The following is an 18,946-nucleotide window of genomic DNA, read 5'->3' as shown; positions in this document are numbered from 1 at the left end:
AATGAACATTTCACCCCGTAGTCAGCAGAAGCGGGCTGCGATCCTCGATGCTGCCGGGCGGCTCTTCTGTCAGCACGGTCTGCATCTGGTCAGCATGGACATGGTGGCCAGTGAAGCGGGCGTCTCCAAGCAGACGGTCTACAGCCATTTTGCCAACAAGGAGTCGCTATTTGCCGAAGCGGTGGGCAGCAAGTGCGTCAGCAGTGAGCTGATGCCGGAGGTATTGTTGCGTGGCAACAATGTGCGGGAGAGCCTGATTGCCTTTGGCCGCAGCTTTCGCAAGTTGATCCTGAGCGATGATGCCATCAATATCTTTCGCACCTGCATCAGCTGCAACGATGCCCAGCTGGCCACCCTTTTTTTCGAGGCGGGCCCGCTCTATGTGACCGAGATGCTGTCCAACTGGCTGGAGCAGCAGAAGCAGCAAGGCCTGCTTTGCCATCAAGACAGCGAACAGGCCGCCTTGCAGCTGTTGCTGATGTGGCAGGGCAAGGAGCGAATGCTCCGTGAGCTGGGTCTGCCGTTGACCCAGAGTGCTGCCGAGCAGGATGCCTGGACCCTGAGTTGTGTCGATCTCTTCCTGACCGCCGCCGCTCCCCCGCAAAAATAATGGAGGTGGCAATGAGCCACACAGTGACAGATGCCCAGCGCAAGTGGCTGCCCCTGCTGGCGGCGGTCGGTTTCTTTATGCAGGCGCTGGATGGCACCATTCTCAACACCGCCCTGCCCAGCATGGCCGAGACCTTGGGAGAGAGCCCGCTGCAGATGCAGTCGGTGATCATTGCCTACATGTTGACGGTGGCGTTGCTGATCCCGGCTTCCGGCTGGCTGGCTGACAGATTCGGCACCCGCCGTATCTATCTGGCCGCCATCTCGCTGTTCACGTTGGGCTCTCTCGCCTGTGCCGCCTCCAATTCCCTCTCCATGCTGGTGGCCGCCCGGGTGCTTCAGGGGATTGGCGGTGCGCTGCTGATGCCGGTGGGGCGGTTGGCGGTGCTGCGTGTCTATGACAAGCACGAGCTGCTGCGGGTGATGTCGTTTGTCACCATCCCTGGGCTGCTCGGCCCGTTGATGGGGCCGGCGCTCGGTGGCTGGCTGGTGGAAGTGGCGAGCTGGCACTGGGTGTTCCTCATCAACCTGCCGGTGGGGCTGCTCGGCTTTATCGCCAGCTGGCACTTTATGCCGGAGCTGCGGCAGCAGACCGCCCGGTTCGACTGGCAGGGCTTTGTGATGTTCAGCGTCGGCATGGTGTTGGTGTCGGTCGGCTTGCAGGGACTGGGGGAGCACAGCATCTCCACTGGTTGGGCGTTGTTTGCACTGATCTTCGGCTTAGCGGCGATGGCGAGCTACTGGCTCTATGCCGCCAATGCACCGCAGCCGCTCTTTAGTCTGAACCTGTTCAAGACCACCACCTTTGCCATCGGCATCTGGGGCAACCTGTTTGCCCGCCTTGGCAGCGGCGCCATGCCTTTCCTCACCCCGCTGTTTCTGCAGCTGGGGCTCGGCTTCTCCCCGAGCAAGGCGGGGATGACCATGATCCCCACCGTGATTGGCGCCATGCTGACCAAGACGCTGGTGAACAAGCTGATTCCGAAGGTGGGCTATCGCCGCATTCTGATCGGCAACACCCTGTTGCTGGGGGCGATGATTGCCAGCTTCTACTTTATCGACAACCAGCTCCCCTACGGGGTCTTGCTGGGCTGGCTGGCGATCTTCGGCGCCATCAACTCGCTGCAGTTCTCCGCCATGAACACTCTCACGCTGCAAGATCTCAGCCCGACCCTGGCCAGCAGTGGCAACGGTCTGCTCTCGGTGGTGATGCAGCTCTCCATGAGCTTGGGGGTGGCGATTGCCGCCAGCCTGCTCGGGCTCTTCTCGGCGGGCACCTCAGCGGGCACCTTAGTGGCCGAGGGGCAGTGGCTGGCCGGGTTCCACCTTACCTACCTCTGTGTCGGGTTGCTCTCCATGCTGGCGGCGCTGATCTTCGCCCAGCTGGCGCGCGATGGGGCTACGCCGTCGGCGCGGGCAGATAGCTGACCTCGCAGGGGAGCTGCGACAACACTTCGGCCAGATGCTCGGTCGCCAGCAGAAAGGTCTGCTCCGGGTGGCCCGGAGTCCAGGTGAAGGCGGTGTGGTTGAGCAGTTGTGGGTCTACCAGTAGCGGAATATCGGCACGGGGCAGGAAGGGGCAGACCGCCCCCGGCAGGCAGCCAATCTCCGCCTGCATCTCTTCGGCGGTGCAGATGGAGGGCTTGGCACCGAGTGCGGCCTTGACCGCCTTGTTGTCGAGCCGCCCGTCCCTGTGGGTCAGCAGCAGGGCGAAGCGGCCATCCTTGAACTTGAGAAACAGGGTCTTGCTGAACTCCGCCTGCCAGCCGAGGCGGGCCTTGACCTTTTCATCGGTGGCGTAGTCGAGGATGGGTTCATGCTCATAGCGCTGGTGGGGCAGTTCAGCCAGCAACTGGCAGTTGAAATGGTGAATGGTATCGAGTGGCATGGGGTTCTCCTGTAGTGGGCGCTATCCTGCCAGCCTCGCAGGGTCAGGCCCAATGACACTTTCTTATCCGTGATAAGCAACCCTGTCTGTGGAAACAACAAGGGCGCCGTGAGGCGCCCTTGCGGATCAGTGATGCTGCAATTCGCACGCTTCCCAGTGAAAGGGAATAGGGCACAGCTGCTGGGAGGCCTTGTCATAGGCTTGCCACAGCTCGCCCATGGTGCGGCCATCGACGGGGTGGCGCAGATTGGGGGCCAGTTCGGCCAGCGGCCAGAGCACGAAGGCGTTGGTGAGCACTTCACCGCGCGGCAGCACCAGCGGGGTGTCGCAGACCAGATCGCCATAGAGCAGCAGGTCGAGATCCAGGGTGCGCGGGGCGAACTTCTTGGCATCCGGCTCGCGGCCGTGGGCGAACTCCATGGCCCGCAGTCGCTGGCAGACGGTGGCCAGCGGCAGATCGGTCTCGGCAGCCGCCACCAAATTGTAGAAGGGGCGGCCGTTGAAGCCGACCGCTTCGCTCTCGAATACCCGGGAGACCCGCAACTCGCCAAATTCGGCGTGCAGGGCATCGAGTCCGGCACGGATATGGCGATCCCGCTCGATGTTGGAGCCGAGGCTGATATAGATGGTGGTCATCAGTTGCTGCTCGCGGCCGGAGTGCGATGGCGCAGGATCTCGACGCCGACCCCGGCGGCATTGGGCACGGCGCCTGGCTTGGTGAGGGTCACCTTGACCCACTGCACCCGCTCGTCGGCGAGCACCAGCATGGCAACCTGCTCGGCCATGGTCTCGACCAGCTCGACCACCTTGCCGCTGACATGCTCGCAAATCTTGTTGGAGAGGTCGGCATAATCCAGTGCCAGATTGATGTCGTCGGTTGCTGCCGCGGGGCGGTTGTCGAACCCCATCTCGAGGTCAAAACGGAGCTTTTGGCGAATGCCCTTCTCCCACTCATATACACCGATGGTGGTCAAAACTTCGAGTCCGCGAATAAACACCTTGTCCATGACTGTACTTCTTCTTTACTCTTGATGGGCTGTGATGACAGCGCAGGGATGCTGGCCGGGCAACAGGCTTGCCGAGGCGCTCTGGGTGGGCATGGGCCCATGCCAGCGTATGTGGCCCGCATCATACCCCATTCATATCGTGGTAAAAACGACCAAGATGACGGCCCTGACGATTTTGATGATTATTCTGGCCTACCTGGGTGGTTCACTATCCAGTGCTGTGCTGGTCTCCCGTTGCACCGGTCTGCCCGACCCGCGGGATCATGGCTCCCACAATCCGGGGGCAACCAATGTGCTGCGCCTCGGTGGCCGGATGGCGGCGCTGGTGGTGCTGCTGCTCGATGTGCTTAAGGGCACTGTGCCCGTCTATCTCGCCTGGTATCTGCAGATCAAACCCGTCTACCTCGGCTTTATCGGGGTCGCCGCCTGTCTCGGCCATATGTACCCCATCTTCTTTCATTTTCGTGGTGGCAAAGGAGTCGCCACGGCACTGGGGACCATGATGCCCATCGGCTTTACCATGGGGGGCGCCGTGATTGGCACCTGGCTGCTGGTGTTGCTGGTGAGCGGCTACTCCTCGCTGGCCTCCATCATTACCGTGCTGCTGACGCCGCTCTTTACCTACCTGCTCAAACCCGAATATACCCTGCCAGTCTCGCTGCTCTCCTGCCTTATCCTGCTCCGCCATCACGAGAACATCTCCCGCCTGCTCAAGGGGGAAGAACCCAGAGTCTGGGGGCGAAAACGCGCGGCCTGTGCCGAGGAAGTGGCAGAAATGGACGATGTTGCGCAAAAAAGAGACGAACGAGACAAAAAGTGAAATTTCCCGTTGACCATCCGCCTTAAAATCCGTTTAATAGCGCCCACGCCCAGATAGCTCAGTCGGTAGAGCAGGGGATTGAAAATCCCCGTGTCGGCGGTTCGATTCCGTCTCTGGGCACCAAAATTTGGTGCCATGAAATAAAAATTTGTTCATGCACAATGGTTTAAAGTGTGCCGGCTTAGCTCAGTAGGTAGAGCAACTGACTTGTAATCAGTAGGTCACCAGTTCGATTCCGGTAGCCGGCACCATTTGCCCAGATAGCTCAGTCGGTAGAGCAGGGGATTGAAAATCCCCGTGTCGGCGGTTCGATTCCGTCTCTGGGCACCACGAATAATTCCTCCTTAGCTCAGTCGGTAGAGCGACGGACTGTTAATCCGCAGGTCGCTGGTTCGAGCCCAGCAGGAGGAGCCAAACCGAAAAGCCCTTGTCGCAAGACAAGGGCTTTTTTTCATTGGTTCAACACCGCTCTTTTACCATAACAACAATCACACACGCACAGAATGACGGCAGGATAGATATGGAAAATCAAGTAGTTATAGACTCAAAGGGGCGACTGGCCACCATCCGCGAGTGGCTTGAGCCCGTGCTGGTGCTGCTGATCCTGGGCAGCCTGTTTGGCTACCTCGGCAGCCAGATGGGCCTCTCCGCCATGGTCAACACCCTGTTCAATACCGCCCACCAGCTGCTGCTCAATACCGTGCTCTTTATCATGGGGATCACCGTACTTTCCGGCGCCCTCAGCCAGCTGCTGAGCGAATTCGGGGTGATCCGACTGCTGGAGGTGCTGCTGGCACCCCTGATGAAACCGGTGTTTCGTCTGCCCGGTCGCACCGCATTGGCGGCGCTGATGACCTTCTTCTCCGACAACCCGGCGGTGATCAGCCTCGCCAAGGACAGCCGCTTTCGCAAGGGCTTCACCCCCTGGCAGCTAGTGTCGCTCACCAACTTCGGCACAGCCTTTGGCATGGGGCTGATCGTGGTGACCTTTATGGCCACCTTGCAGCTGCCGGGCGGTGAATCCACGGCCAGCGCGGCGCTCATCGGGCTGCTCGGCGCTCTGGTAGGCTCGGTGGTCTCTACCCGATTGATGCAACGGATGATCCGCCCGCTGGTGGGCGAGGTGCTGGACGATGAGCCGACTGTTGCCAAGGGGCACAAGGTCGGGGTGACCAAAGAGGCGGCTCCCGGCTGGCTGCGGATCCTCAACTCTCTGCTCGATGGCGGCAAATCCGGTGTGGAGCTGGGGATGGCGGTGATCCCGGGTGTGCTCATCATCAGTACCTTCGTCATGCTGCTCACCTTCGGCCCCGGCGACAAGGGCTATACCGGCGAAGCCTTCCAGGGGGTAGCCCTGCTGCCGGTGCTGGCTGCCAAGGCTGGCTGGCTGTTTGACCTGCTGTTTGGCTTCCAGCAGCCGGAGCTGGTCGCTTTCCCCGCCACCTCGCTCGGTGCGGTCGGTGCCGCCATGTCGCTGGTGCCCCCCTTTATCGCCAAAGGGTGGATCACCGGTAACGAGGTCGCGGTGTTTACCGCCATGGGGATGTGCTGGAGTGGCTTCCTGAGCACCCACACCGCCATGCTGGATGCTCTCGGTTATCGCCACCTCACCTCCCGCGCCATCGTCGCCCACACCATCGGCGGCCTGTGCGCCGGTGTGGCAGCGCACCAGCTCTATTTACTGCTGGGCTGAGTCGGGTTCAGACACGGAAACAAAAAGAGGCTCTTCGGAGCCTCTTTGCGTTTCCCCCTGCCGCGCCCTGCTCACGGGCGCACCAATCACCCTTGCGGCGTGATGCCCTGCACCTTCAACCAGAATCGCTCCTGACAGTGGTTGTGAAACAGCTTGCTGGCCGGAGTGATGGGGATGGGACTGGCGATGACCCGATAGCTGATCCAGCACTCGGCACAAAGCTGCTGCGATGGCGCTTCGTCCTGTTCGGTTTGCTGGCGGATGACGACCCCATTGGCAAACCAGCTGGTGGTTATCTGGTGCTGGATCACAGTGCCGCTCTCATCATGCTCGCTATAGTGTTCACTCTCTTGGCGGGTGAGGGTGACGGGGCTCGCCTGTCGATGAATGGCCCTGATATAGCTGATTAGTTGATTCATTGCCGATCTTGCCGTGATGGTTGGCCTGCACTGGATGAGCTGCACAGGATGGAAGAGGGCTAGCGTAACGTGCTGCCGGGGTTGCGGCAATCGCCTCGGCTGCGCCGCAAGCAAATCTGAAAAGGGGAGAGCAATGGGGATCCCGCAAAACAAGGCCGAGCTGCTACTCGCGATCGATACAAATTTCAGCAAGTTGTTCAAGGCGTTGCAGGCCGTCCCCGAGAGCCGGGTGCGGGAGCCGACCCTGGCAGGGCACAGCAAGGGAACCACCATGAGCGTCGTCAATCTGCTGGCCTACCTTATCGGCTGGAACGAACTGTTGATCAATTGGATCGAGCGGGATGCGGCAGGTCTGCCAGTGGATTTTCCCGAAACCGGTTTTAAGTGGAACGAGTTGGGCGGGCTGGCCCAAAAGTTCTATCGGGATTACGAGGGGCTCAGCTATCCGGCGTTGTTGCAGCGGTTGGCTGCCGCCAGAGGGCACATCATCGAACTGGTGGAGGCGCGCAGCGACCAGCAGCTGTATGGCTGCCTCTGGTATGAGAAGTGGACGCTCGGGCGGATGATCCAGTTCAATAGCGCCTCCCCCTATCTCAACGCCAACGGGCGGCTGCGCAAGTGGCTCAAAGAGTTGGCGAGCAGGGTGTGAAAGGAAGGGGGCGCGGCTCGGGTGGGCGGCAAAACGCTTTGCCACCATATTGCCACTACCGCCCGTGGCGGCAGCTACTGGCCGCCTGACTCCCCTTTGCGCTCGGCTATCTCCTGCGTGCTGGTTGAATAAATAGATCAGCCATTCAAGGGATTAGCCGGTGCGGTGCGTTTTATCATCGTGCTGGCCCCGCTTATGCACTCCTCCTGGCAACACCATCAAGGGTCGTTGTCGCGGAGAGATATCATGATCAGCAGCCTGCTTCCCCTTGCCTCGATCGCCCTCAAGCTGGGCAGCCAGCTGCTTGGCAGCAGTAGCAAACCTGAGCCTGTGCAGCCTGCCGTACAGGAGGATCGCCTTGCCCCGACTGTCCAGAGCTTGTTCCAGCGACTCGGTATCAAGGATGCCGATAGCGAACAGAACCGCTCGGCCATCAACCACTTTATGGGGGAGCTGATGCAGACCCTGGGGCAGGAAAATGGCGGCCAATCCCTCCCTGCCGCCATCGATAGCACCCGCAACCAGCTGGCGAGCGGCACCCAGAGCACCCGCCTCGATGCCCTGCAAAGCGAGCTCGATACCCTCAAGGATTCCCTCGGTGCCAGCAATCTCAATCTCGATCAGCTGCTCGGCACCTTTAAACAGACCCTGCCCAATGGCAAGGGGGAGGGTGTGGGCAAACTGCTCAATGCCAGCGCCTGAACTGTGGTGAGCAATAAAAAACGGCAACCGAGGTTGCCGTTTTTCTTTCTATTTCGGATGACTATTACCGTGGATTAACCCACCCGTTTGGCCAGCCACTGCTCTGCGGCAGTAAGGGCCGCTTCTACCTGCTCGCGGGCGACGCCGCCTTTGGCGACCCGCTTGGCGAGGGTCGCTTCCAGTTCCAGATTGGGGTAGACGTCGAACTCGATCACCGGGCTGAAACGCTGGAACTCGCCGATGGAGAGCTCCTCCAGCGGGCGGCCCACGCTGATGGCAAAGACCACGGTTTCACCGACGATATGGTGCGCTTCACGGAACGGAATCCCCTTGGCCACCAGATAGTCCGCCAGCTCGGTGGCGTTGGCGTAGCCCCCCTGCGCCGCCGCCATGGTGCGCTCGCCATTGACCTTCAGATCGATCAGCACTAGGGCCGCCATGTCGAGGCAGTCGTGCCAGGTGTCGAGGGCATCGAACAGCCCCTCTTTGTCTTCCTGCATGTCCTTGTTGTAGGCCAGCGGCAGCGCCTTGAGGCTCATCAGCATGCCCATCTGGGCGCCGACCACCCGGCCGGTCTTGCCACGGATCAGCTCCAGCGCATCCGGATTCTTCTTCTGCGGCATCAGCGACGAGCCGGAAGTGACCGCATCGGAGAGCTCGACAAAGCCAGCCTCGCCGGTGTTGTAGAAGATGAGATCTTCGGCAAAGCGCGACAGGTGGGTCATGGAGAGGGATGCTACATGCATCAGCTCCACCACGTGATCCCGATCTGAGACCGAATCCAGACTGTTGCGGGTGGCACCGGCAAAGCCCATGTCCAGCGCCAAGGCTTCGCGGTCGATGGCGTAGGCGGTACCCGCCAGTGCGCCGCAACCGAGCGGGCTGGTGTCGAGGCGCTTGAGGGCATCCTGCAGCCGGGAGTAATCCCGCTCCAGCATCTCCACATAGGCCAGCGCCCAGTGGGCGTAGGTGACCGGCTGGGCCCGCTGCAGATGGGTGTAGCCCGGCAGCACGGCGGCCTGATTGGCGCGGGCGGAGGCCACCAGCCCCTGTTGCAGGGCGGTGATGGAGCCGAGCAGCAGCTCACCCTGCGCCTTGCACCAGAGTTTGAGGTCGGTGGCGACCTGATCATTGCGCGAGCGGCCGGTGTGCAGCTTCTTGCCAAGATCGCCGACGGCGGCGATAAGCTGGCTCTCGACCCAGGAGTGGATATCTTCAGCGTCCGATCTCAGGATCTGCTGGGGATCCTGCTGCACAGAGGCGAGCAGTACTTCCATCGCCTGCTGCAGCTTGCCCTGTTCACCCTCGGTTAACACGCCCACCTTCACCAGCGCTTTGGCCCAGGCCATGGAGCCCTGAATATCCTGCTCCGCCAGCCGGTAATCGAACCGCAGCGAATCGTTGAACTGCTTGAACCGGCTATCGGCTCCCTGACTGAAGCGTCCACCCCAAAGTGCCATACTGCTCTCCTTGAATGCGTTGTCGGTGGCGCCCTGGCCACCGAGCTTGAAATCGTGCCCAGTTTTTCTGCGAGTCTGTTATCTCACAGAAGCGGCCGAGGCGCTGCCGCTCTTGTCACACCGCCGATGATGGGTCAGGGGGCTATGCTCTCTGCCTGTAGAAGAGGGGGCCATGCCCCCTCAACGGAATCAACGGGTTATCGCGCTTGCTTAGCCGTGGGTGTGATCGCCACCGATAGCCTGATGTTGCTCCTTCATGGCGCGGATCCGGCTGGCCAGGGTGTAGAGACGGATAAAGCCTTCGGCATGGCTCTGGTCATACACTTCGTCGGCGCCGAAGGTGGCGAAGTCTTCGGAGTAGAGGCTGTTCGGCGACTTCTTCTGCACCGCGGTGACCTGACCCTTGTACATCTTCAGCACCACTTCACCATCCAGATCTTCGGCGATGGCGTTGGCAGAGGCGAGGATCGCCTTGCACAGCGGAGTGAACCAGCGACCGTCATAGACCAGATGGGAGAACTCGGCACCCAGCTTCTCCCGCCAGGCGCGGGTCGGGCGATCCAAGACCAGCTCTTCCACGGCGCGCAGCGCGGCGACCATCACGGTACCGCCCGGGGTTTCGTAGCAGCCGCGGGACTTCATGCCCACCATCCGGTTTTCGGTGATGTCGATGCGGCCCACGCCGTGCTTGCCGGCACGCTCGTTCAGGGTCATCAGGATCTGGTGCGGGCTGAGCGGCTGGTCATCCACGGCCACCACTTCACCCTGCGCCACGGTCAGCTTGACGTACTCCGGCTGATCCGGTGCCTGTTCGGCCGGTACGGTCCACTGCCAGACCGCTTCGGACGGCTCGTTCCAGGTGCTCTCCAGCTCGCCACCCTCGGTGGAGATGTGCCAGGCGTTGGCATCGCGGCTGTAGATCTTCTTCAGGGTCGCCTTGCAGGGGATGTTGCGGGTCTCCAGATAGGAGAGCAGATCTTCCCGGGAGCGCATGTCCCAGATCCGCCACGGGGCGATCACTTTCAGCTGGGGTGCCAGCGCGGCGACCGCACCTTCGAAGCGCACCTGATCGTTGCCCTTGCCGGTGCAACCGTGGGAGATAGCATCGGCCCCTTCCGCCAGCGCCGCTTCGACCATCGCCTTGGCGATCACCGGACGGGCCATTGAGGTGCCCAGCAGATAGGTGCCTTCATAGACGGCGCCGGTCTTCAGGGTCGGGTAGACGTACTCTTTGACGAACTCTTCCCGCAGATCCTTGATGATGCACTTGGTGGCGCCGGAGGCGATCGCCTTCTGCTCGATCCCTTCCAGATCATCGCGCTCCTGACCGACGTCGGCCACGAAAGCGATGATTTCGGCGTCATAGTGCTCTTTCAGCCAGGGAATGATGGCCGAGGTATCCAGTCCACCCGAGTAAGCCAGTACGATCTTGTTGATTCCGCTCATGTTACTTCTCTCCGTGATGATTCGATGATGATTCAATAAAAGTGTCGTGATTCAGGTTGAGTGCCGCGTTACTTGCTGCCGAGAAGGGTCAGCAACACGGCGTTCTGGATATGCATCCGGTTTTCGGCCTCGTCCATGATGAGGGAGGCGGGGCCATCCATCACCTGCGAGGTGATCTCCAGCTCCCGATGAGCCGGCTGGCAATGCAGCACGTGCTGGATGCCGGTGCGGTCGAGCAGGGCCTGGTTGATCTGGTAAGGCATAAAGAGGTCTTTGACCTGCTCCATCGGGGTGTTGTCGCCCATGGAGACCCAGGTATCTGTGTAGGCCACGTCGAACCCTTCGATATCTGCCACGTCATCGCTGATGTGGATGGTTGCCCCCGACTTGGCCGCCAGCGCCTGCGCCTGCAGGAAGATCTGGGTATCCGGGCCGTGGCCTTTCGGGCAGATCAGGGTCACGTCGGTGCCGAGGGTCGCCCCCAGCAGCAGCAGAGAGTGGCTGACGTTGTTGCCATCACCGAGGTAGGCAAGCTTCACCTTCGACAGGTCGTCGTAGTGCTCGGCAATGGTCATAAAGTCGGCCAGCCCCTGACAGGGGTGGTAGAGATGGCACAGGCTGTTCACTACCGGCACTGTGCCGTGCTCCGCCAGCTCGACCAGGGTCTGGTGATCGAACACCCGGGCGACGATGGCATCACACCAGCGCGACAGGTTGGCAGCGAAATCCTTCACCGACTCCCGCTTGCCCAGCGCGCCGTTCTGCTGATCCAGATAGACACTGTGGCCGCCCAGTTTGGCGATGCCGATGTCGAAAGTGACCCGGGTGCGCAGGGAGGGTTTCTCGAACAGGGTGACCACGCTCTTGCCCGCCAGCGCCTGGCTGTACTTCTTCGGGTCGGCCTTGACCGCTTTGCCCAGCGCAATCAGCGCTTCAATCTGGGCTTTGTTCAGATCACTGTCTTTCAGAAGATGTTGCATCGGATGTTCCTTGTTCCGGTGGAGATCAAATGGCCACTTGAGTGCCGACGGCGCCGCCAGCCAGGAGCTTGAGCAGCTGATCCGGGTAACGCCAGCTGGCGACACAGACCGGCTTGCCGAGGGTCTCGGCAGCGTGCAGGGCCGCTTCTACCTTGACCGCCATACCATCGCGGATCACCCCTTTCTCCATCAGATCCAGCGCGGTCAGCTTGTCGAGCTGGGGCACCAGCTTGCCCTTGCCATCAAGGATGCCGCTCACGTCGGAGAGCATCACCAGATCGGCACCGAGCGCCTCGGCAATGGCGGTGGCTGCCTGATCCGCGTTGACGTTCATCAGCTGCCCCTCGGCGGTGATGCCGATGGAGCTCACTACCGGCAGGAAGCCCTGACCGAGGATGCCCGCCACCAGCGCAGGGTTGCCCGGCTTGCACTCGCCGACCGCGCCGAGATCCGGGTCGAGCTGGGTCACCTGACAGAGGCCGCCGTCGGCGAGGCAGAGCCCCACCGCCGGAATGCCGGTGGCGATCGCCTTGGCCATCATCTGCTTGTTGGCGGTTCCTGCCAGCGCCCCGGCAATAAAGGGGATCTGCTCGAACGGGGTTACCCGCAGGCCGTTCTTCTTGGTGGAGGTGAGACCCAGCCCCTTGAGCAGGTCATCCACCAGACAGCCACCGCCGTGCACCAACACCAGCGGGCGGTGCTGATCGTCGAGAAAGGTTTTGAGGGTGGCGAACAGGGCGGTCAGCGCCTCGTCGTTCTCGATAAGGGCGCCGCCCAGCTTGATTACCAACGTCTGTTTGTCCATGTTCGAGATCCTTCCTAAGTCCTTAAATCAGGCCGGTGGCCGGTTCAAAACCAAATTTGATATTTATGCACTGCATGGCTTGCGAGGCGGCGCCCTTGAGCAGGTTGTCGATGGCAGACACCACCACCAGCATGTTGCCCTGCTGTTGCCAGGCGATATCGCAGTAAGGGGTGCCTGCTACGCCACGGATGGAGGGCATCTGGCCGGTGAGGCGCACCAGCGGCTTGCCTTCATAAGCCTTGAGGAAGGCCTGATCCACCTGGGTCGGCGTCACGCCGTCCGCCAGCTGCACATAGATGGTGGCCAGAATACCGCGCACATAGTTGCCAAGGTGGGGCTGGAACAGCACCTCCTTGCCGAGGTGGTGGCTGATCTCCGGCTGGTGTCTGTGATTGAAGGTGCCGTAGGGATTGAGGCTCACTTCGCAGAAGCTGGTGTTGATGGCCGCCTTGCGCCCGGCGCCGGAAACCCCTGAGACGGCATTGATGATGGGCTGCCACCCCTTGGCAATCAGGCCATCCTGCTGCAGCGGCTTGAGGGCGCACAGCGATGCGGTCGGGTAGCAGCCGGGCACCGCAATCAGCTGGGCGGTAGCGATGGCATCGGCATTCCACTCCGCCAGGCCATAGACGGCCTGATCCAGCCACTGCTCGCTGTCGTGGGTGAAGCCGTAGAAGCTGTCGTAGAAGCCCTGATCCTTGACCCGGAAGGCGCCGGAGAGATCGAACACCGGCAGCCCCTTGGCGAGAAACTTGGGTGCGAGCTCGGCGCTCACCTCGTGGGCGGTGGCCAGCAGCACCAGATCGGCCTGGGTCAGGATCCGGGTCATGCCGTCGTCGTCCAGCGGCAGCAGCGGCTGATCGAGGGCGCCGACCCATTGGGGATGCAGGGAAGAGAAGCGCTTGTGGGCATCCTGACTGCCGGCGGAGACATAGAGGCCGAACAGCTTGAGTTGTGGGTGGTTCTGTACCAGTGCGGCCAGTTCGGCTCCCGCGTAGCCACTGGCACCGACGATAACGGTGTTAAGCATGTTGAATATTCCAAGTCAGAGTTCGAGATTCACAGCATGACGCTGCAGTGCACAAGGGTGTTCGATCGCCCCTTTGCACAAGTGCGGAGGGGCAATTCAGGCGGGTGTGTGTCGTCGGTTATAGATCAGGTGACAGAACATTAACTTTCCCTTACAACTAGAAGCCTTTGTTGATGAGCCAGATATTCAGGTAAAATTACAGAATATTCATGCACTCACTTTGCATTTGTATTTTCTAACAGAAACATTCCGGGGACGCAAGGAGGAGCTGATGGCCAATCTGGATTTTTTTTCACTTTATAAGAATATTATTGCGATTCCCTCTATCAGCAGCACGGATCCCAAGTGGGATCAGAGCAACGAGGCGGTGATCCGGCTGCTGGCCGACTGGTTCGGTCAGCTCGGTTTTCAGTGCGAGGTGACGGCGCTCCCCGACCTGCCGGGCAAGTTCAATCTGGTAGCGACGGTCGGTCAGGGGGAGGGCGGTCTGCTGCTGGCGGGTCACACAGATACTGTGCCGTTCGATGAGGGGGGCTGGAGCAAGGATCCCTTCAAGGTGACCGAAGAGGGCAACCGCCTCTATGGTCTCGGTACCATCGATATGAAGGGCTTCTTCGCCTTTATCGTCGAGGCGCTCAAAGATATTGACCTCACCAAGCTGACCAAGCCGCTGCGCATTCTCGCCACTGCCGATGAAGAGACCACCATGGCGGGGGCCCGCGCCATCGCCGCGGCGGCCGAGCTGAAACCCGACTATGCAGTGATTGGCGAGCCGACCGGGCTGGTGCCTGTGGTGGCCCACAAGGGACATATGTCGGAGGCGATCCGCATTACCGGCAAGAGCGGTCACAGCTCGGATCCCGCCAACGGCGTCAACGCCATGGAGATCATGCACAAGGCGATGGGACAGGTGCTGCGCTTGCAGCAGGATCTGAAAGATCGCTACGCCGACCACCGCTTTGCCGTGCCGCAGCCAACCCTGAACCTCGGTTACATTCAGGGCGGTGACAGCCCGAACCGTATCTGCGGCTGCTGCGAGCTGCATATCGACCTGCGACCCACTCCGCAGGTGGGGCCGGATGAGTTGATGGGGATGCTCAAAGAGGCGCTGTCGCCCATCGAGATCCACCAGCCGGGCTGCCTGCATCTGCAGCATCTGCATGAGCCCATTCCCGCCTACGCCTGCGCCGATGACTCTGTGCTGGTACGCGAAGCTGAGAAGGCGAGCGGTCGCGCCGCCGAGTCGGTCAACTACTGCACCGAGGCGCCGTTTATCCAGCAGCTTGGCTGCGAGACCATAGTGATGGGCCCCGGTCATATCACCCAGGCGCACCAGCCGGATGAGTATCTCGACCTCTCCTTCGTCAAGCCGACCACCTCGGTGTTGCAGCACCTGATCAGACGTTTTTGCCTGTAGCGGCGGCGGTGAAAGGGGCGTAAAAACTGTAAGTAAGTTACATAACAAGCCGGTTGTGGAGTGGTGATGGAAATACATGTTCTGAATCGGCCTGTTATTTGACCTTGCGCAGACAATCTGGGTAGATTGTCACCCTAAGATGACGGAGCATATGTTGTAATCGCACAACAATAAGTGAGGTCGTCTAGCACCCCGAATGGGTGTCAGGCACCAACAAGATAAGGATGTGGAATGAACGAAAAGTACGCCGCACTACGCGCCAACGTAGGTATGCTGGGTCAGCTGCTGGGTAAATCCATCAAGGATCATCAGGGTCAGGCCTTTCTCGACAAGATCGAAACCATTCGCCAATTGGCCAAGTCCTCCCGCAAGGGCAATGAATCAGACCGGGAACGTCTGCTCGATACCCTGCGCACCCTGAGCGATGATGAACTGCTGCCGGTGGCCCGCGCCTTCAGCCAGTTCCTCAATCTGGCCAACGTGGCGGAACAGTTCCACACCATCTCCCGTCGCTGCGAAGAGCAGGTCTGCACCCCAGACCCGCTGGAGCAGATGTTCGACAAACTGAAAGCGTCCAACCTGTCGCAAGAGGCCATCATTCAGGCCGTGCGCGAGCTGGATATCGATCTGGTGCTGACCGCTCACCCCACCGAGGTGACCCGCCGTACCCTGATCCACAAGCACGTGCAGCTCAACGACTGCCTCGAGGCGCTGGAGCTCTCCGACCTGCTGCCCCGCGAGCGGGACAAGATCCTCAACCGCATCGAACAGCTGATCAATCAGGCGTGGCACACCAACGAGATCCGCGAACAGCGCCCGACACCGGTCGACGAGGCCAAGTGGGGCTTCGCCGTGGTGGAGAACAGCCTGTGGCCCGCCATTCCCGAATTCATGCGCAATCTGGACGAGCGTCTGCAACACCATCTGGGTGTGCGGCTGCCGCTGGATGCCGCGCCGGTCAAGTTCACCTCCTGGATGGGCGGTGACCGCGACGGCAACCCCTTCGTCACCGCCAAGGTGACTGCCGAAGTGCTGGAGCTGGGCCGCTGGATGGCGGTGAGCCTGTTCTACAAAGACATCAAGGAGCTCACCTCCGAGCTCTCCATGTCCGACTGTACCGACGCCGTGCGTGCTCGCGTTGGCGATCACCCTGAGCCCTACCGCGCGCTGGTGCGCGAGCTGCGTGAAGCGCTGCGCGAAACCAAGGAACACCTGACCGCCAAGGTGCAGGGCCAGGCGAGCGAGAGCCAGGATCTGGTCAAGACCACCGCCCAGCTGCGCGAGCCGCTGGAGCTCTGCTACCACTCATTGCACGCTTGTGGCATGGGTAATATCGCCGATGGCATGTTGCTGGACGTGCTGCGCAAGGTCGCCTGTTTCGGCATCCATCTGGTCAAGCTGGATATCCGTCAGGATGGCGAGCGTCACGGGCTGGTCTTCTCCGAGCTGACCCGCTATCTGGGTCTGGGTGACTACGCCGAGTGGAGCGAAGATGACAAGCAGGCCTTCCTGCTTAACGAACTGAACTCCCGTCGCCCGCTCATTCCCCACGACTGGGAGCCGAGCGCCGAGGTGCGCGAGACGCTGGATACCTGTCAGGTTATCGCCGAGCACGACCCCGATGCGTTCGGTATCTACATCATCTCCATGGCAGGTGCGCCGTCCGATGTGCTGTCGGTGCAACTGCTGCTCAAAGAGGCAGGCTGCAAGTTCCGCATGCCGGTCGCCCCGCTGTTTGAAACCCAGGATGACCTGATGGCAGGCACCGCCGTAATGGAGCGTCTGCTCTCGGTGGACTGGTATCGCGGCTACATTCAGGGCCGTCAGTACGTGATGATCGGTTACTCCGACTCTGCCAAGGATGCGGGCATGATGGCCGCCGGCTGGGCCCAGTACGCCGCCATGGAATCCCTGGTGGGACTTGCCGAAGCCAACAATATTCGCCTCACCCTGTTCCATGGCCGTGGCGGTACCGTCGGTCGTGGCGGTGCGCCTGCCCATCAGGCGATCCTCTCCCAGCCGCCGGGATCCCTGCGCGGCGGTCTGCGTACCACCGAACAGGGGGAGATGATCCGCTTCAAGTTCGGTCTGCCGAAAGTGGCGATCAAGAGTCTGGAGCTCTACACCAGCGCCGTGCTGGAAGGAAACCTGCTGCCGCCGCCCAAGCCGAAAGAGTGCTGGCGCGAGGTGATGGAACAGCTGGCCGCCGACTCCTGCGAGCACTACCGCAGTATCGTGCGCGGTCATCCGGACTTCGTCCCTTACTTCCGTGCCGCCACCCCGGAGATGGAGCTCGGCAAGCTGCCGCTCGGCTCCCGTCCTTCCAAGCGCAAGCCCAACGGCGGCGTCGAGAGCCTGCGCGCCATTCCGTGGATCTTCGCCTGGACCCAGAACCGCCTGATGCTGCCAGCCTGGCTCGGTGCCCATAAGGCGCTGCAGCAGGCGATCGACGGCGGCAAGCTGGCGGTGCTGGAAGAGATGAGCGCCCAGTGGCCCTTCTTCCGCACTCGTCTCGAAATGCTGGAGATGGTGTTCCTCAAGGCGGACGTCTGGCTTGCCGAATACTACGACACCCGTCTGGTGCCGCAGGAGCTGTGGGGCCTTGGCAAACAGCTGCGTCAGGAGCTCGCCGAGTCCATCGAGGTGGTGCTGAAACTGAGCCCGCGCGGGGATCTGTTGGAGGATCAGCCCTGGATCAAGGAGTCCATCAAGCTGCGCAACCCCTACACAGACCCGCTCAACGTGCTGCAAGCCGAGCTGCTCAACCGCTCCCGCAACCACCCGGAGACCCTGCACCCCGAGCTGGACAAGGCGCTGATGGTCACCATCGCCGGTATTGCCGCAGGGATGCGCAACACCGGTTGATAGTCGGGGCTATCAAGCTCCCCCTCAATGACAAAGGGCGCCCCGGCGCCCTTTGTCATATCTACAGGGACGGTTTGAGCCATGTTGCTGTAAGAACATTGTCCGCCAGGGTTGCTATGGAATCGTAGGGTCGATTAGCCGTCAGGCGTAATCGTCCACTTTTTTGTGTGGGGATGGTGGATTGGCACGGCTTCGCCGTGCAGGACGCGAGGCCGCTGGCCTCGAAGGGGTTTCGCCCGCCCTTCGGGCCGGGGCGAGTGACTTTGGAAAGACCCAAAGTCACCAAAGGTCTTCTCCCCCGCTTATTCGCCCGACGTTGTCGGGTTCCTTCGGCTCACCCGCTTGTCCGACGGCACGCGGCGACGGGCCATCCATGGCCCGGCGCCGCTCGCTCGACGGTGATGCATCCGATCGGTTGAGTTGATATGATGAACTCTTTTGAGACCGACAGCTTCATGGCATCCATCCCCGTTCACTGTCCTCGTTGCAACTCTGACCACGTATATCGCCATGGTAAGACCCCTGCTGGCCATGTTCGCTATCGTTGCCCCGTCTGTCCGCACGTGTTTCAGCTCACCTACACCTATGAAGCCCGCAAGCCTGGCGTCAAAGACAAGATTGTTGATATGGCGTTCAACGGCTCAGGTGTTCGTGATACTGCTCGCATCCTCAAGATTGGCATCAACACCGTCATACGCACCCTAAAAAACTCGCCCCAAGGCAAGTAACCTCCGAAAAGGTGGTGCTCTATGACGTGGCGCTTATCTGTGAACTTGATGAACAGTGGGCCTATGTTGGCAACAAACAGCATCAACATTGGCTTTGGTATGCTTTTGATACCAAGAGAAAACGAGTCGTGGCCTATACCTTTGGCCCACGCAACGATGAGACATGCCGTCGGTTGCTGAGCCTGCTTTCTCCGTTCCAGATAGGCTTTATCACCAGTGATGACTGGGGAAGCTATGCCAGAGAGGTGCCGAGCGAGATGCATCTGACCGGGAAGATATTCACCCAGCGTATCGAGCGTAACAACCTGACGCTCAGAACGCGCATCAAGCGATTGGCTCGCAAGACCATCTGCTTCTCTCGTTCCGTTGAGCTCCACGAGAAAGTGATTGGTGCCTTTATAGAAAGACACCATTTCAACTGATTGGAG

18 protein-coding genes and 4 tRNA genes are annotated in these 18,946 nt (G+C 60.8%); 13 read left to right on the top strand and 9 right to left on the bottom strand.

Annotation, left to right across the window (positions count from 1 at the left end; all coding sequences use genetic code 11):
• Nucleotide 1: 1 nt before the first annotated feature.
• Nucleotides 2-610, top strand: coding sequence for a TetR/AcrR family transcriptional regulator (locus ACTG2S_RS20050; RefSeq protein ID WP_005355070.1), 609 nt, complete (start codon nt 2-4; stop codon nt 608-610).
• Between the two features lie 11 nt (nt 611-621).
• Nucleotides 622-2,037, top strand: coding sequence for a multidrug transporter subunit MdtD (gene mdtD / locus ACTG2S_RS20045; protein ID WP_150995450.1), 1,416 nt, complete (start codon nt 622-624; stop codon nt 2,035-2,037).
• On the opposite strand, the gene ACTG2S_RS20040 is transcribed toward mdtD, so the two are convergent.
• The 3 genes from ACTG2S_RS20040 to folB all read right to left on the bottom strand — a co-directional run bounded on the left by ACTG2S_RS20040 (nt 2,009) and on the right by folB (nt 3,504).
• Nucleotides 2,009-2,497, bottom strand: a complete 489-nt coding sequence (locus ACTG2S_RS20040; protein WP_274160603.1) for a YbaK/EbsC family protein — start codon at nt 2,495-2,497, stop codon at nt 2,009-2,011. The genes mdtD and ACTG2S_RS20040 overlap by 29 nt on opposite strands.
• A gap of 126 nt (nt 2,498-2,623) precedes the next feature.
• Nucleotides 2,624-3,133 (bottom strand): 2-amino-4-hydroxy-6-hydroxymethyldihydropteridine diphosphokinase, encoded by a 510-nt coding sequence (gene folK / locus ACTG2S_RS20035; RefSeq protein ID WP_139435022.1) that lies wholly within the window; start codon nt 3,131-3,133, stop codon nt 2,624-2,626.
• Complete coding sequence (gene folB, locus ACTG2S_RS20030) at nt 3,133-3,504, bottom strand: dihydroneopterin aldolase (RefSeq protein ID WP_005355064.1); 372 nt, start codon at nt 3,502-3,504, stop codon at nt 3,133-3,135. Before folB ends, folK begins: the two co-directional genes overlap by 1 nt.
• A 157-nt stretch (nt 3,505-3,661) precedes the next feature.
• Between folB and plsY the strand changes: the two genes are divergently transcribed.
• The 6 genes from plsY to ACTG2S_RS20000 all read left to right on the top strand — a co-directional run bounded on the left by plsY (nt 3,662) and on the right by ACTG2S_RS20000 (nt 6,017).
• Entirely contained in the window at nt 3,662-4,324 is a 663-nt protein-coding gene (gene plsY / locus ACTG2S_RS20025; RefSeq protein ID WP_429108596.1) for a glycerol-3-phosphate 1-O-acyltransferase PlsY, read from the top strand.
• Between the two features lie 47 nt (nt 4,325-4,371).
• Nucleotides 4,372-4,447, top strand: a tRNA-Phe gene (locus ACTG2S_RS20020).
• Between the two features lie 52 nt (nt 4,448-4,499).
• Nucleotides 4,500-4,575, top strand: a tRNA-Thr gene (locus ACTG2S_RS20015).
• Between the two features lie 3 nt (nt 4,576-4,578).
• Nucleotides 4,579-4,654, top strand: a tRNA-Phe gene (locus ACTG2S_RS20010).
• An 8-nt stretch (nt 4,655-4,662) separates the two neighbouring features.
• Nucleotides 4,663-4,738, top strand: a tRNA-Asn gene (locus ACTG2S_RS20005).
• Nucleotides 4,739-4,844: 106 nt separating this feature from the next.
• Nucleotides 4,845-6,017 (top strand): CD0519/CD1768 family membrane protein, encoded by a 1,173-nt coding sequence (locus tag ACTG2S_RS20000; protein ID WP_439983160.1) that lies wholly within the window; start codon nt 4,845-4,847, stop codon nt 6,015-6,017.
• An 86-nt stretch (nt 6,018-6,103) separates the two neighbouring features.
• Here ACTG2S_RS20000 and ACTG2S_RS19995 read toward each other — a convergent pair whose 3' ends face one another.
• Nucleotides 6,104-6,436 (bottom strand): hypothetical protein, encoded by a 333-nt coding sequence (locus tag ACTG2S_RS19995; RefSeq protein ID WP_058053389.1) that lies wholly within the window; start codon nt 6,434-6,436, stop codon nt 6,104-6,106.
• A gap of 133 nt (nt 6,437-6,569) precedes the next feature.
• Here ACTG2S_RS19995 and ACTG2S_RS19990 point away from each other — a divergent pair, with 133 nt between their 5' ends.
• Both ACTG2S_RS19990 and ACTG2S_RS19985 read left to right on the top strand, forming a co-directional pair.
• Entirely contained in the window at nt 6,570-7,085 is a 516-nt protein-coding gene (locus ACTG2S_RS19990; RefSeq protein ID WP_274160601.1) for a ClbS/DfsB family four-helix bundle protein, read from the top strand.
• 246 nt (nt 7,086-7,331) lie between these two features.
• Entirely contained in the window at nt 7,332-7,787 is a 456-nt protein-coding gene (locus ACTG2S_RS19985) for a hypothetical protein (protein ID WP_274160600.1), read from the top strand.
• 74 nt (nt 7,788-7,861) lie between these two features.
• Here ACTG2S_RS19985 and argH read toward each other — a convergent pair whose 3' ends face one another.
• From argH to argC, 5 genes are all read right to left on the bottom strand, one after another.
• Nucleotides 7,862-9,247 carry an argininosuccinate lyase gene (gene argH, locus ACTG2S_RS19980; RefSeq protein WP_439983157.1) on the bottom strand — a complete coding sequence of 462 codons (1,386 nt, stop codon included), beginning with the start codon at nt 9,245-9,247 and terminating at the stop codon, nt 7,862-7,864.
• 210 nt (nt 9,248-9,457) lie between these two features.
• Entirely contained in the window at nt 9,458-10,693 is a 1,236-nt protein-coding gene (locus tag ACTG2S_RS19975; RefSeq protein ID WP_033115910.1) for an argininosuccinate synthase, read from the bottom strand.
• Between the two features lie 68 nt (nt 10,694-10,761).
• Nucleotides 10,762-11,673: an ornithine carbamoyltransferase gene (locus ACTG2S_RS19970; RefSeq protein ID WP_439983155.1), complete on the bottom strand. Its 912-nt coding sequence runs from the start codon at nt 11,671-11,673 to the stop codon at nt 10,762-10,764.
• Nucleotides 11,674-11,698: 25 nt separating this feature from the next.
• Nucleotides 11,699-12,478: an acetylglutamate kinase gene (gene argB / locus ACTG2S_RS19965; RefSeq protein ID WP_005336097.1), complete on the bottom strand. Its 780-nt coding sequence runs from the start codon at nt 12,476-12,478 to the stop codon at nt 11,699-11,701.
• A 22-nt stretch (nt 12,479-12,500) separates the two neighbouring features.
• Entirely contained in the window at nt 12,501-13,508 is a 1,008-nt protein-coding gene (gene argC / locus ACTG2S_RS19960; RefSeq protein WP_021231253.1) for an N-acetyl-gamma-glutamyl-phosphate reductase, read from the bottom strand.
• Between the two features lie 271 nt (nt 13,509-13,779).
• Here argC and argE point away from each other — a divergent pair, with 271 nt between their 5' ends.
• The 3 genes from argE (at nt 13,780) to ACTG2S_RS19945 (ending at nt 18,940) form a co-directional block, all read left to right on the top strand.
• Entirely contained in the window at nt 13,780-14,925 is a 1,146-nt protein-coding gene (gene argE / locus ACTG2S_RS19955) for an acetylornithine deacetylase (protein ID WP_274160597.1), read from the top strand.
• Nucleotides 14,926-15,156: 231 nt separating this feature from the next.
• Nucleotides 15,157-17,790 (top strand): phosphoenolpyruvate carboxylase, encoded by a 2,634-nt coding sequence (ppc, locus tag ACTG2S_RS19950; RefSeq protein WP_069554237.1) that lies wholly within the window; start codon nt 15,157-15,159, stop codon nt 17,788-17,790.
• Between the two features lie 455 nt (nt 17,791-18,245).
• Nucleotides 18,246-18,940 (top strand): IS1 family transposase gene (locus ACTG2S_RS19945; RefSeq protein ID WP_279499135.1). Its coding sequence is split into 2 segments (ribosomal slippage): nt 18,246-18,492 and nt 18,492-18,940, totalling 696 coding nucleotides; the frame shifts between segments, so codons are not numbered across the junction.
• The last annotated feature ends 6 nt before the right edge of the window (nt 18,941-18,946 follow it).

Origin of the sequence: Aeromonas sp. 82P, from assembly GCF_051919365.1 — a bacterium.
Taxonomy (GTDB): domain Bacteria; phylum Pseudomonadota; class Gammaproteobacteria; order Enterobacterales; family Aeromonadaceae; genus Aeromonas; species Aeromonas veronii.
The sequence above is the reverse complement of the archived record's forward strand: the minus strand, read 5'-3'. Positions and strand labels throughout refer to the sequence as shown.

What these genes read in the sequence shown, in the direction of transcription:
- ACTG2S_RS20050 (WP_005355070.1), top strand. Translation starts at nt 2, where the DNA reads ATGAACATTTCACCCCGTAGTCAGCAGAAGCGGGCTGCGATCCTCGAT.
- mdtD (WP_150995450.1), top strand. Translation starts at nt 622, where the DNA reads ATGAGCCACACAGTGACAGATGCCCAGCGCAAGTGGCTGCCCCTGCTG.
- ACTG2S_RS20040 (WP_274160603.1), bottom strand. Translation starts at nt 2,497, where the DNA reads ATGCCACTCGATACCATTCACCATTTCAACTGCCAGTTGCTGGCTGAA.
- folK (WP_139435022.1), bottom strand. Translation starts at nt 3,133, where the DNA reads ATGACCACCATCTATATCAGCCTCGGCTCCAACATCGAGCGGGATCGC.
- folB (WP_005355064.1), bottom strand. Translation starts at nt 3,504, where the DNA reads ATGGACAAGGTGTTTATTCGCGGACTCGAAGTTTTGACCACCATCGGT.
- plsY (WP_429108596.1), top strand. Translation starts at nt 3,662, where the DNA reads ATGACGGCCCTGACGATTTTGATGATTATTCTGGCCTACCTGGGTGGT.
- ACTG2S_RS20000 (WP_439983160.1), top strand. Translation starts at nt 4,845, where the DNA reads ATGGAAAATCAAGTAGTTATAGACTCAAAGGGGCGACTGGCCACCATC.
- ACTG2S_RS19995 (WP_058053389.1), bottom strand. Translation starts at nt 6,436, where the DNA reads ATGAATCAACTAATCAGCTATATCAGGGCCATTCATCGACAGGCGAGC.
- ACTG2S_RS19990 (WP_274160601.1), top strand. Translation starts at nt 6,570, where the DNA reads ATGGGGATCCCGCAAAACAAGGCCGAGCTGCTACTCGCGATCGATACA.
- ACTG2S_RS19985 (WP_274160600.1), top strand. Translation starts at nt 7,332, where the DNA reads ATGATCAGCAGCCTGCTTCCCCTTGCCTCGATCGCCCTCAAGCTGGGC.
- argH (WP_439983157.1), bottom strand. Translation starts at nt 9,247, where the DNA reads ATGGCACTTTGGGGTGGACGCTTCAGTCAGGGAGCCGATAGCCGGTTC.
- ACTG2S_RS19975 (WP_033115910.1), bottom strand. Translation starts at nt 10,693, where the DNA reads ATGAGCGGAATCAACAAGATCGTACTGGCTTACTCGGGTGGACTGGAT.
- ACTG2S_RS19970 (WP_439983155.1), bottom strand. Translation starts at nt 11,673, where the DNA reads ATGCAACATCTTCTGAAAGACAGTGATCTGAACAAAGCCCAGATTGAA.
- argB (WP_005336097.1), bottom strand. Translation starts at nt 12,478, where the DNA reads ATGGACAAACAGACGTTGGTAATCAAGCTGGGCGGCGCCCTTATCGAG.
- argC (WP_021231253.1), bottom strand. Translation starts at nt 13,508, where the DNA reads ATGCTTAACACCGTTATCGTCGGTGCCAGTGGCTACGCGGGAGCCGAA.
- argE (WP_274160597.1), top strand. Translation starts at nt 13,780, where the DNA reads ATGGCCAATCTGGATTTTTTTTCACTTTATAAGAATATTATTGCGATT.
- ppc (WP_069554237.1), top strand. Translation starts at nt 15,157, where the DNA reads ATGAACGAAAAGTACGCCGCACTACGCGCCAACGTAGGTATGCTGGGT.